The organism is Acinetobacter sp. NIPH 284 (assembly GCF_000369425.1).
Taxonomy (GTDB): Bacteria; Pseudomonadota; Gammaproteobacteria; order Pseudomonadales; family Moraxellaceae; genus Acinetobacter.
Window position 1 is genome coordinate 81,672 of sequence record NZ_KB850010.1, and the last position, 13,056, is coordinate 94,727.

At 37.6% G+C, this 13,056-nt stretch carries 10 protein-coding genes and 2 pseudogenes; 4 read left to right on the forward strand and 8 right to left on the reverse strand.

What is annotated here, in order from left to right:
• Positions 1-179 precede the first annotated feature (179 nt).
• Positions 180-497: pseudogene (locus tag F908_RS03485) on the forward strand (transposase); the annotation flags it as partial.
• 87 nt (positions 498-584) lie between these two features.
• On the opposite strand, the gene F908_RS03490 reads toward F908_RS03485, so the two are convergent.
• From F908_RS03490 to F908_RS03510, 5 genes are all read right to left on the reverse strand, one after another.
• Positions 585-2,042, reverse strand: a complete 1,458-nt coding sequence (locus tag F908_RS03490; protein WP_005157636.1) for a glyceraldehyde-3-phosphate dehydrogenase — start codon at positions 2,040-2,042, stop codon at positions 585-587.
• A 681-nt stretch (positions 2,043-2,723) separates the two neighbouring features.
• The gene (gene rarD / locus F908_RS03495) at positions 2,724-3,662 is read right to left on the reverse strand and encodes an EamA family transporter RarD (RefSeq protein ID WP_005157638.1); all 939 of its coding nucleotides are present in this window, start codon (positions 3,660-3,662) and stop codon (positions 2,724-2,726) included.
• A 103-nt stretch (positions 3,663-3,765) separates the two neighbouring features.
• On the reverse strand, positions 3,766-4,350 hold the full coding sequence (locus tag F908_RS03500) for a lipocalin family protein (RefSeq protein WP_005157649.1): 585 nt from the start codon (positions 4,348-4,350) through the stop codon (positions 3,766-3,768).
• A 120-nt stretch (positions 4,351-4,470) separates the two neighbouring features.
• Positions 4,471-6,495 (reverse strand): excinuclease ABC subunit UvrB, encoded by a 2,025-nt coding sequence (uvrB, locus tag F908_RS03505; RefSeq protein ID WP_005157651.1) that lies wholly within the window; start codon positions 6,493-6,495, stop codon positions 4,471-4,473.
• A 56-nt stretch (positions 6,496-6,551) separates the two neighbouring features.
• On the reverse strand, positions 6,552-7,553 hold the full coding sequence (locus F908_RS03510; RefSeq protein WP_228127619.1) for a tetratricopeptide repeat protein: 1,002 nt from the start codon (positions 7,551-7,553) through the stop codon (positions 6,552-6,554).
• 123 nt (positions 7,554-7,676) lie between these two features.
• Between F908_RS03510 and F908_RS03515 the strand changes: the two genes are divergently transcribed.
• A complete protein-coding gene (locus tag F908_RS03515; RefSeq protein ID WP_034602628.1) occupies positions 7,677-8,483 on the forward strand; it encodes an A1S_2505 family phage non-structural protein in 807 nt (268 codons plus the stop codon).
• Positions 8,484-8,759: 276 nt separating this feature from the next.
• On the forward strand, positions 8,760-10,133 hold the full coding sequence (locus F908_RS03520; RefSeq protein ID WP_005157658.1) for a CmpA/NrtA family ABC transporter substrate-binding protein: 1,374 nt from the start codon (positions 8,760-8,762) through the stop codon (positions 10,131-10,133).
• 109 nt (positions 10,134-10,242) lie between these two features.
• Here the strand turns inward: F908_RS03520 and F908_RS03525 are convergent, their stop codons facing one another.
• Complete coding sequence (locus F908_RS03525; RefSeq protein ID WP_005157661.1) at positions 10,243-10,422, reverse strand: hypothetical protein; 180 nt, start codon at positions 10,420-10,422, stop codon at positions 10,243-10,245.
• A 213-nt stretch (positions 10,423-10,635) separates the two neighbouring features.
• On the opposite strand from F908_RS03525, the gene F908_RS03530 reads away from it, so the two are divergent.
• A complete protein-coding gene (locus tag F908_RS03530) occupies positions 10,636-11,871 on the forward strand; it encodes a pyridoxal phosphate-dependent aminotransferase (RefSeq protein WP_005157664.1) in 1,236 nt (411 codons plus the stop codon).
• A gap of 91 nt (positions 11,872-11,962) precedes the next feature.
• Here F908_RS03530 and F908_RS03535 read toward each other — a convergent pair.
• Positions 11,963-12,227 (reverse strand): annotated as a pseudogene (locus F908_RS03535) (GFA family protein); the annotation flags it as partial.
• A 255-nt stretch (positions 12,228-12,482) separates the two neighbouring features.
• Positions 12,483-12,914, reverse strand: a complete 432-nt coding sequence (locus tag F908_RS03540; protein WP_005157669.1) for a hypothetical protein — start codon at positions 12,912-12,914, stop codon at positions 12,483-12,485.
• Positions 12,915-13,056 lie beyond the last annotated feature (142 nt).

The window sequence follows — 13,056 nt, forward strand, 5'->3', positions numbered from 1 at the left end:
TCTGCATGAATTTTATTAAGCAATCAATCAACTTCTTTAAAAAACTCAAATAAACCTGCTTTTTAATTATTTTTCACATAATTTCGGCTTTGTTGCACAAACCTATCTGTACAGGCTTTTTCATCGATATAATTTTCAAATGAAGAAGCCTACACACAAAATCTACCGCACAACCAATTGGCCTGCGTCTACTCATAGACTCTACAGGCATGAAGTTTCTAGCTAAGGGCGAATGGAAACGCAAGAAACATGGACCTGAATATCGTCGTCAATGGCGTAAACTGCATATGGGCATAGACGCTAAAATCCTACAAATACGAGCAGTCCAGCTTACAACCAATAATGTCAGTGATTCACAGGTGCCTAGTGATTTACTTAATCAGATTCCACAAGATGAGCAGATTGACTCTGTTTATACCAATGCAGCTTATAATACCAAGCAATGCCGTGAGGTCATTGCAGATCGGCAAGCGCATGTGGTGATTCCACCTAGAAAAACGGTAAATTAAAATACAATATTTTAGATATACCTAAGTATAAAAAAAGGAGCTTTAAATCAGCTCCTTTTTTTATACTTTCACAAATTATGCATTTGTTTCAGCTGGAATTTTTGTATAGCTTACGCCACACATTTGTTCAGCGATACGCAATACTTGGCAGCTATAACCCACTTCGTTATCGTACCAAACATACGCTGTTAAACGTGTACCAGAAGTGATTGTTGCTTGCGCATCAAACACACCTGCAGTACGTGAGCCAATAAAGTCACTTGATACAACTTCGGTCGAGTTTGTATAACCAATTTGACCTTGTAGGCTAGAATTAATCGAGATTTGACGAATGTATTCGTTCACTTCTTCACGATCAACTTCTTTCTCTAGGTTTAAGTTCAAGATCGCAAGTGAAACGTTTGGTGTAGGAACACGTACAGAGTTACCTGTTAACTTGCCTTTAAGACCTGGTAATGCTTTCGCAACCGCTTTTGCAGCACCTGTTTCAGTGATCACCATATTTAATGTCGCAGCACGACCACGACGGTCAGCCTTGTGGTAGTTATCAATTAAGTTTTGATCGTTTGTGAATGAGTGAACTGTTTCAACATGACCATTTAATACTTTGTATTTGTCATCTAAAACTTTTAATACAGGTGTAATTGCGTTCGTAGTACAGCTTGCAGCAGAGATGATTTTGTCTTCATCTAAAATATCTGTATTGTTTACGCCGTATACAACGTTCTTCATCTCACCTTTACTTGGTGCAGTCAAGACTACACGTGCAATACCTGCACATTTCAAGTGTTGGCTTAGACCTTCAGCATCACGCCATTTACCTGTATTGTCGATCAAAAGCGCATTTTCAATACCATAAGCGGTGTAATCCACTTCGCTTGGGCTTGAAGCATAGATCACTTTAATGAATTGACCGTTTGCAATGATTGCTTCGTTTTCTTCATCAACAGAAATTGTACCGTCAAAAGTACCGTGAATAGAGTCACGACGTAATAATGAAGCACGTTTCGCCAAGTCACCGTCAGATGATTTACGAACTACAATCGCTTTAAGGCTTAAACCACGACCTAAACCAGATTGGCTAATGATTAAACGCGCTAAGATACGACCAATACGACCGAAACCGTAAAGAACGACATCTTTAGGTTGTTCAGATTTTGCTTTACCTTCAATCGAAGCAACGGCATTTGCAACAAATACATCTACATCGCCACCTTGATTTTTATATTCAACAGCAAGTTTACCGATGTCTACTTCAGCAGAACCAATGTTTTCAATTTTCATTAACGCTTCCAAAATTGGGAAGGTATGAACAACTGAAAGTTCTACATCAAGCATACGTGTACGGCGATGTGATTTTAAAATTTGAATCACTGAACGGTTTATTAAAGAACGACCGTAAACAGAAACAACAATATTTTTCTCACGGTATAATTGACCAATCAAAGCAATCATGCGTTCCGCGATTTCTTCACGGTTTTTCCAACGACCTTGATGTTCTGCGTGTAGGGCAACGATAGTGTCTTTGCTCACAGTTACGTCCTCAAATTTAATATCTATACTGGGCGTGAATTTTTAAAACGCCATAATTGTAATGGAATTATCATCAAGATTGAATCAAAAGCTGTTAATTGAGCTAAGATTTTGTCCTAATTCACTATAAATTCATAAAATACCTATAATTATTTTTGTGATTTTAGGTAAAAGTCTTTTTCAATCATCTAAATACATGCTGTTTGTCTAACTTTAATAACAGTTTTACTGATAACTTAACGCTATCGTTGTTTGACTCAAACAGTATGCTAAAAATAAGCAAAAACGGAAGTGATACATGACAAATCATTTAACGAGAAAAATCGTATAAACTAATGTAAAAACATGAAATAAAAAGAATAAAGTATTTAAAATGATCTCTAATTATCTACAGCACATAAACAACTAAAATGAATTTTAAATTATGACTATTACTTATTGGCATTCCCCATGCTTGTGAAATATCAATGGGCTTCATTGGTGTGATCGAGCTTATATTCACAAATATCGTTTACGTTCCAATCTCTTGGATTGGTGAACCCTTTTCAACCACAATCGCGCAGTTGGTTGTATCCCTAAAGAATATTCATGCGATTTAATGTTCCTCACCATCAACCTGACTGATTACATAAATGCAAAATTTAAAGGAACTCATTAAAAATTGGATTTTTATATTTCTTGTTATTCATCATCGCCTAAACGTTGCGAATACTGTTTTAAATTCAATTCCAAATGCTGCTTGCGACGCCTTTGCTGATAAAGATGTAACGCCCCTTCAATTACCAATACCCATACGGCCAACCAAATAGGAATATAGATCAACCATTCACCTTGACCAATTTTTTCACCAAGCACCAACGATGCCAATGCCAATAAAACAGGTTCTAAATAGCCCAGTAAACCAAAAATAATCAGCGGCAAATAGCGACTTGCTAAAATATAACTTCCTAGGCCAATCGCACTCAACAAACCTAAACCCAGAACGACAACTCCCAAACTAGGATGCTCTAAAAACTTTAAATATGGAGTTTCACCTGTCTGAGTAAAGAAAATCGCAATTGGCAGGATCAAGAATAAATCCCACCAAAAACCACCTAAGTTGTCCGTTTGAATTTTTTTACGAAGAATAAAGTAAGCTGCATAACCTAAAGCAACAAAAGCAGTTTCCCAAGCTATTGTACCTAAGCGCCAAATCTCATGCCCAACACCAAATACTGCCAGAAATACTGCGAGATACTGTAACTTAGACAATTTCTCGCCATATAAAAAGCTTCCAGCAAGCACAAGAACCAAAGGCAACAAGAAATACCCCAAAGAAACTTGTAACCCACGACCATGCATAGGTCCCCATAAAAACAACCATAATTGTGCTGAGGTCAGTACGGAAGTGATCATTAGAAACACTAATAAACTAGGCTTTGCTATGATTCGATTAAATATGGTTTTGATATGTGTCAAGTCACCACTAAACCACATAAATAAAGTCAAAAAAGGAATTGTGGCAATAATTCGCCACCCAAAAGTTTGTTCACTATCTAACGCACCTAGTAATTGAGTGTAAAAATACAGAACCCCAAAGGTGACAGAAGCCAAAACTGAATAAGCGATGCCTTTTAACATTTTGACCTCAGAAGCATTTGGGACGTATCTTAAAAACGTGAATTATCCACTATATAAAAATAAAAAAACCATGCAAGCATGGTTTTAACTAAGTATAACCGATTTAGCGATGTTCAGTGTAAATCACATCATGAATATCATAACCTAATGATTTGGCATAATTTAGATATTCATGAATAATTTCTTTTTTCGGCTGAGGTGTACGTGACAACACCCATATATATTTACGGCGTGGTTCACCCACAAGCACGGTTTGATAATCTTCATCAAGCTTTAAAACCCAGTAATCTCCGCGTGCAACAGGAATCCAACGCACAGCTTCTGGTAAAAAGCTCACTCTTAATTTGGTGTTAAAAGGCGCATTCGCAACAAACGCCTCACCTAAACTGCGTTGTAAAGCACCCTCACCATCATAACATTTGTTATCAACAACAATATTGCCATTTTCGTTTAACGTATAAGTTGCTGTCACGTTATAAGCGCATTTACGTTCAAAGAACATTGGCTTACGAGCAACCTCATACCAAACACCTAAATACTTATCGAGTTCTACTTTTTCAACTGTAGGTAAAGACTTTGATTGTGCATAAGCAATCGTTCCTACAGCCAGTCCAGTTAAGACCACTCCACCAATTGCAATTTTTGTTAAACGCCAACTTGCTTTAGGGAAATTCTTAATCAGCGGCATGGGAAATCCTCAAAACAGAAATTTGTTATCAATAGTCATATATTTAGCTTTTCAACATAGCCTATTTTATAAACAAAGATTGTTGCGATATGTATCCCTCTTGAGGATTTCTCTACTAGATTACGATTGCAACATATGGGCTTTGAGACGAACAATCTCATCTCGCAATCTAGCTGCTTGCTCAAACTGAAGCTCTTTTGAAGCTTTTAACATCTCTTTTTCAAGCTTGGTAATATGCTTGGCAAACAGTTTTGGATCCGATAAAAGATGCTGTTCGTCGGCACTGATACTCTGCGCTTGCTCTAACACTTTTTCATCAATTTCATCATCACTGAGTACTTCACCCGTATCTATTTCTTTAATTGCTTGGCGCACCGCACTACGTGGGGTAATACCATGTAATTCATTAAATTCAATTTGTTTGTTACGACGACGATCTGTTTCATCCATCGCTTTACGCATCGAATCAGTAATACGATCTGCATATAAAATCGCTTTACCTTTCACATTACGTGCTGCACGACCAATGGTCTGGATCAAGGATCGTTCTGAACGTAAGAAACCTTCTTTATCTGCATCTAAGATTGCAACCAAAGATACTTCTGGCATATCCAGACCTTCACGCAACAGGTTAATGCCGACCAGTACGTCATGCACACCTGTACGCAATTCATGGATAATCTTAACCCGTTCAACGGTATCAATATCTGAATGTAGATATGCCACCTTGATACCATATTCTTTCAAATATGAAGTTAAGTCCTCTGCCATACGTTTGGTTAATGTGGTAACAAGCACACGCTCATTCAACTGTTTACGAATGTTGATTTCAGACAAGACATCATCCACCTGCGTCAATACGGGACGAACCTCGATCTCAGGATCAATCAGCCCCGTTGGACGTACAACCTGCTCAACGATCTGTTCTGATTTCTCCAGTTCATAATGTGCTGGCGTTGCACTGACAAAAACTGTGGTTGGCACAATCCGCTCCCATTCCTCAAAGCGCATTGGACGGTTATCCAAGGCACTTGGTAAACGGAAACCATAATTCACCAAGTTTTCTTTACGGGAACGGTCGCCTTTATACATCGCACCAATCTGAGGAACAGTCACATGCGATTCATCAATGATCAGCAACGCATTTTCAGGGATATAATCAAACAAGGTGGGTGGTGCTTCGCCTGCCGCACGACCTGAAAGATGGCGTGAGTAGTTTTCAATCCCATTGGTGTAGCCCAACTGCTGCATCATTTCCAGATCATAACGGGTACGCTGCTCAATACGTTGCGCTTCCAGTAACTTGTCATGATCCTTGAAGAATTTAAGTTGGTCTTTTAACTCATCCTTGATGGTATCAATGGCACGAGTTAAATGGTCTTTCGGCGTAACATAGTGGCTTTTTGGATAAATGGTCACACGCGGCACTTTACGTACCAGTTTCCCAGTCAATGGATCAAACCAGCGGATTGAGTCCACCTCATCATCGAACAGTTCTACCCGAATGGCATCCTGATCCGATTCGGCAGGGAAAATATCAAGGATTTCACCACGGATACGGTATGTACCACGCAAGAACTCAAGCTCGTTACGAGTGTATTGCATTTCCACCAGACGGCGAATAATGTCATCACGGCTGACCCGATCGCCCTGCACAATATGCAACAGCATCTGCATGTAGGCGTTTGGATCACCCAAACCATAAATGGCAGACACCGATGCCACAATGATGGCATCACGGCGTTCCAGCAAAGTACGGGTTGCGGAGAGCCGCATTTGGTCAATGTGGTCATTGATGGCGGAATCTTTTTCGATAAACGTATCTGATGAGGGTACATAGGCTTCTGGCTGATAGTAATCGTAGTAACTAACGAAATACTCGACCGCATTGTTTGGAAAAAATGCCTTGAACTCACCATAGAGCTGTGCCGCAAGCGTTTTGTTGTGCGCCATGACAATCGTTGGACGCTGTGTTTGTGCAATCACATTCGCCATCGTATAGGTTTTACCAGAACCCGTCACCCCAAGTAGCAATTGATTACGAAAACCCTGTTCAATCCCACTTACAAGCTTCTCAATCGCCTGAGGTTGATCACCTGCTGGCTGGTAGTTGGTGACTAACTCAAAAGGTTGGTTTTCGCTCACAGGCTTACTCTTTTCTGATCAGGTGACTTTTATTAATAAGGTCGAATTCACAATTTTCAACGTTCAATATCTAGTGCTTTAAGACTTCTTTTTGCTGGTGCATAGCCCAAACGTGCTGATTGTTCAAAATATAATTGAGCCTGAATGACATCACACAATACCCCTTTACCTTGCAAATAAAGATTTCCCAAACTAAACATGGCTTCAGGAATCCTATATTGTGCAGCATATGAATAAAGTTCAATCGCTTTTTTATAATTCTGTGCAACACCCAACCCATGCTCATATTTATCAGCCAAATTATTAGTCGCCCTCGGGTAGCCTTGTCGGGCAGCCTCATGATACCAATAGACTGCTTTCTTATAATCCTGAGGAAAACCCTCTCTTCCATATTCATAATTAATGCCAAGTTGAAATTGTGCCTCAGCAAATCCTTGTTCACCACTTTTAATCAGATAATCAAAAAATAAATTTTTTTCAGATTCTAAATACACCTTATTTTCAATACGATCTCTCGGCTGAAAGAGAATATAGTAACCATGTTCACGAGCTAGATATTCACTGGCAATGGCATGACCATTTTGGCTAGCCAATTCAAAATATTGTCTCGCTTTCTTTTTGATCTGTAAAACATATTGTTCATCCCGACCTTTTGGTTCATGGTTTGAATAATACATTGCCAAAGCCAATGCAGCGTCCATATCCCCCTCATTTTCCAGCCATTTTTCCAATTCAGCAAGATAATAAACCACATAATCCTGCATATTGTTTGTGCTATGATCAATATAATGTAAAGTCTTTGTTCCTTTTGCCTTGAAATCATCTATGGCATATCCATAAGACCTTTCTTCACCCTGTTCAGAAATAACAGGGATTCTTTTTATTTTTTTACCTGTTTTGTCATATTCCAAATCAGCAATTTGAATAGGAATAAAACCATATTTAAAATGTAAAGGTGAATAGGCATCTAAACCCCGATAACTTATTAAGGCAAAATCCCCTTTTTGTACAATACGCCCATTGGTATAAAGTAGATTCCCTGCTTTGGATTGATTCATTTTCATCTATCACACTGTTTTTGTTATCTTTCAAGAATAACATAAAACTTTTACATTTAGCACTTGACCATCAACCTAATCAACTGCAACATGAACTCATTACGCTATTTCAATGATAACAATATGTCTTACCAATACCATGATGAAAGCATTGTCACCGAACTGCCCGAAGATACTGTTTTTGTATTTGGCAGTAACTTAGCTGGCATACACGACAGTGGGGCTGCACGGGTTGCAGCCCAACATTTTGCCGCAGTTAACGGTGTCGGACGAGGTTGGGCTGGGCAAAGTTTTGCTATTCCAACTTTAAATGAACATATCCAACAAATGCCACTTTCTCAAATTGAGCACTATGTCGATGATTTTAAAATTTATGCTAAAAATCATCCTAAAGTGAAATATTTTTTAACGGCACTCGGTTGTGGCATTGCGGGTTATAAAGTTTCTGAAATTGCCCCTTTATTCAAAGGAATTCATTCGAATGTGATTTTTCCAGAATCTTTTCGACCTTACATCGAGGACGATGCTGTTTCACAATTTCCAGATCTGACTGCCAAAATGGTGCATAGCTTTATCTGTGATGAAGTCATTTTTTATTTTAATCATGGGTATGAATCTTTTGAAGAAGCTTTAGAACAAACAAAACTAAGCCCTTCAGAAAAAGCCATCGCGTTAATAGTACTTAATGAAGAACTTTATCCGCGTGATCGTTATGGAAGAGGCCGTGAATATGAAATTAACGATATATTAGCCAAATTGAATGGCAAAATATTTGATTTTCATGATAATTCTGAAGGTCCAATGATCTTTGTTAGTGCAATTATTGCATTAATGGAGCTCTATGATTTCGATGAGCAAGACTTTATTGCTTTATGGCAGGGCAAAAGTATTATTAAGCATCCTGTTCATCGCACCTTAAAAAAACATTAACTCACTCGATGATGAATCAGGTTTTATCTTTCAAGCATAAAACTTGATTCTTCCCATAATTACAATTTGGTTACAACATCCAAAATCCACAAAAAATAAATTATAAGATAATGATATTTAATAAAAAATAAATAAAAAATCATCACAAAATTCGCAAACACTAAAATCCATACAAGTGTATAAAATCAAAGCAATCTCAATGACTTACATAAAATTAAAATAATGGCATGTTTTTTGCTTTTTATCTATTGATGTTTATTACTGATGGGGAATTACATGAGAAAAGTATTTTTTAATAAGGCATTCATCATATCTTATATGGCGAGCCTTCTTTTATTCGTCACTGGCTGCCAGCCATCCCCTGATAGTAATGCAGCTGAATCAACCACAGAAAAAACGGCGCTAAAAATTGGTTTTGTTAAATTAACAGATATGGCACCTTTAGCCGTTGCTGTTGAGAAAGGTTTTTTTAAAGACGAAGGGCTATCAGTCCAACTCGAAGTACAACCCAACTGGAAGCTGTTATATACACGTGTACAAAAAGGTGAATTAGACGGTGCACAAATGCTTGCCGCAATGCCACTTGCGTCCATGACGGAAAAACCAAGTGGTACAGAAATTATCACGCCATTTACCATGTCTTACAATGGTGCAGGGATCACCGTTTCAAATGAGATATGGTCGGAAATGAAAAATAACATTCCACTAGAAGACGGTAAACCGCAGCATCCGATTAGTGCATCAGCGCTTAAACCGATTGTGGATCAATACAAACAAAAGCATAAGCCTTTTAATTTAGGCATAACTTTTCCAACAGGCACACATAATTATATGTTGCGCTATTGGTTAGCTGCTGGTGGTATCAACCCAGGTATGTATGATCCAAATAAAAATGATTTGAGTGGCAATATCGGTGCCGACGTAACCCTTTCCGTTGTACCACCACCAGAAATGATGGCAAAAATGGTAACAGGAACAACCTTAGGATACTCAGTCGGTGAACCTTGGAATCAAAAAGCAGTGAAAAAAGGCTTTGGTGTTCCCGTCATTACATCAGATGTGTTATGGGATAATGGTGCTGATAAAGTATTTGGAGTTACCACATCGTTTGCAGAAAAAAATCCAAATACCACAGTAAAAGTTGTAAAAGCACTCATTCGTGCATCAAGCTGGTTAGATGAAAATGATTATGCACATCGTAAAGAAGCAGCTAAACTCATGGCTCAAACAAATTATATTGGTGTCGATGAAGATATTATTACCAATAGCTTGACGGGTGTTTTTGAATATGAAAAAGGTGATATTCGCCCGTTAAAATCATTTAATACGTTCTTTACAGGACAATATGGTATTCCTTACTATTCAGATGCAATCTGGTGGTTAACTCAAATGCGTCGCTGGGGACAAATTGCGGAGACTAAACCGAATAATTGGTACCTTGAAACCGCTCAAAAAGCCTATCGCCCAGACATCTACACAAAGGCTGCAAATAGTTTAATCACTGAAGGCAAAATGAAAAAAGAACAATTTCCAAACCTTGCAACAGCAACATTCATAAAACCACCACAAACCAGTCGTTTAGATGGAGTTGTGTTTGATGCCAATAAACCAACCGCATTTTTAGCAGCATTTAAGATTGGTAATAAATAAAAATTAATCAAATAAAAAAAGCCAATGATACGTTTATATAAACATCTCATTGGCTTTTTTATCGACTCATCTTTTAGGAAGCTACTGAGAAAGTATCCTCCATCAAAAATTATCGTTTCCCCATCGAACGACGTGTACCACGCGGTGGCATCCAAGTACGATCTGCATATTGCTCAGGTTTTGGTCGCACCTGATTATGCGTAGCATCCTCAGAGTTATCCTGAGTAGATGGCATAGGGAAAGGTAATTTGACTAAAGCTTTCTTGGCTTTAGGTTGTTGCGCAGTCATTGAAATTATCTCGAAATTTAAATTTCTAGCGCCCATTGTAATAGATTTTTATTATTTTGCTAAAATTAAAATATGTAAAAAGTACTGTACGATCTAAACCTATAATTTAGTAACTTTTTATTCAATAAAGGTAAGTTTCAGCCACAAAGAAACCGATTTAAGCTAAAATGAGCTGCTTTTTTATTTTCTAATCCCATAAGAAGGAATAATGCCGTGGACGTACGTCTCTCTGATCGTGTCAATGCCATCAAACCGTCCCCTACACTTGCAGTAACCAACAAAGCCGCTGAGCTTAAAGCTGCTGGTAAAAACGTAATTGGTTTAGGTGCAGGCGAACCAGACTTTGATACACCTCAACATATCAAAGATGCTGCTATTGAAGCGATTAATAAAGGCTTTACAAAATATACAGCTGTAGACGGTACTCCAAGTTTAAAAAAAGCAATTATCGCAAAATTAAAACGTGATAATAACTTAGACTACCAACCTAATCAGATTTTAGTATCTTGTGGTGGTAAACAAAGTTTCTTTAACTTGGCACTTGCTTTGTTAAACAAAGGTGATGAAGTAATCATTCCTGCGCCATTCTGGGTAAGCTATCCAGATATGGTCATTATTGCTGAAGGTACGCCTGTTATTGTGAAATGTGGTGAAGAACAACGCTTCAAAATCACACCAGAACAATTGGAAGCTGCGATTACACCAAATACACGTTTACTTGTATTAAACAGCCCGTCTAATCCAACAGGTATGATTTATACCAAAGCTGAATTAGAAGCTTTGGCTGAGGTACTTCGTCGTCATCCACAAGTATTAATTGCTTCTGATGACATGTACGAACCAATTCGTTGGGAAGATGAGTTCTATAACATCGCAACAATTGCACCTGACTTATATGATCGTACAATTGTCCTTAACGGCGTATCAAAAGCGTATGCAATGACAGGTTGGCGTATTGGTTACGCTGCTGGTCCAGCAAAACTCATTGGTGCGATGAAAAATATTCAATCTCAATCGACATCTAACCCAACTTCAATTTCTCAAGTTGCAGCAGAAGCGGCATTGAACGGTCCGCAAGATGTATTAAAACCAATGATTGAAGCATTTAAACGCCGTCATGACCTTGTGGTAAATGGCTTAAATGAAATCAATGGTATTTCTTGTCTGCCTGCTGATGGCGCATTCTATGCCTATGCCAATATCCGCCCACTAATCCGTGCCAAAGGTTTAAAATCTTGCACAGAATTCTCTGAATGGTTGCTTGAAGAAACTGGTGTAGCTGTTGTACCTGGTGATGCTTTTGGTTTAGGTGGTTTTATGCGTATTTCTTATGCAACTGCTGATGATGTATTAGTTGATGCTTTAGCGCGTATTAAAAAAGCAGCAGACTCAATTGATGGTGTCGATGCCGCAATTGCTTCGATTGCAGCAGAAAAAGCCGCTCAATAATCTGAGTTGCGATAAAAAGAAGCTTCTTAATGAAGCTTCTTTTTTTGTTTTTATGAATCAGCTAAAAATTTATTCTTTTGCTTCTGCATTAAATAAAGCAATAATTCTGATCTTTAGTGCGCCAAAATAAATTTGTGCCACAAGCATTACAGAACCCACGCTCGCCCCAAGCCGATGAATTATAGATAGACAGATGGTCTGGTTTTAAAAAAATTTAAGCTGCCCTGTTTCATATCAATCGTCATAATCACACCACTGGTCTGTCGACGACAAATTGAGCAATGACAAGCATGTACGTCATGATTGCTTAATTCAACTTCAAATGTGGTTTCACCACAAACACATTGCCCTTTCATTATAAATTTACCTTTTATTCAAAATTATTATCAATTAATTTTAGAAGAAAATAAAAAAAATATTGAATTTAATAATTTCTGCAACATAATTTTATATTCATAAGATACTTCAAAAAATAATCTACTTCTTTTACTTCATACACATCAGCTTGATTTAGATTGATACGAAAATAAGGGCGATAATATTAAAAATTATACAGTGACATACATATACGCCCTTTAATTTTATGCTGTAGATTTATGCTTACTATGACTTCATGCAATCGCTTTATTTTCATGATAGTTTTTTGGTCGTGAGCATAAGTGACTGAAAACAGCATATTGCCAAATACTCTTCACTTGTACAGCTACAATTTTATTTTCTGCAACTGACCAAGCTAATGCAGTATTTGCACCCAAAATAAGCTCACCACCGAGCTGAAACAAATACAAAGGAAAATGCTCATTCACCATTAATACATTTTTCTGCGTCAATAAATTTTTAGCGTTTTGAATTTTCCATTTATCACCAAACCAAAGTTGCAATAAATCGCCTAGAAATAAAGCTTGTTGCTTAAATGGAAATGTATTCAAAAAGCAGTTTTCAACTGATGTGTAATACTGCTGAGGATCTTCAATGATTTCAAGATAATGATCTTGATAAAAAGATAAATTTGAAAAAATAGATTGAATACTAAGAATAGTCATTTTGACCTCCGATTTAGCCATTTTAGTGCTGGCAAGTTGGGTTAAATCCACACTGTCTAGATAAAAATCTAAACACTTTACTGTTTCGAATCTAACAATAGCCTGATCAAAGTTCAAGTTATTTTTCCGATTTCGCCCTAAT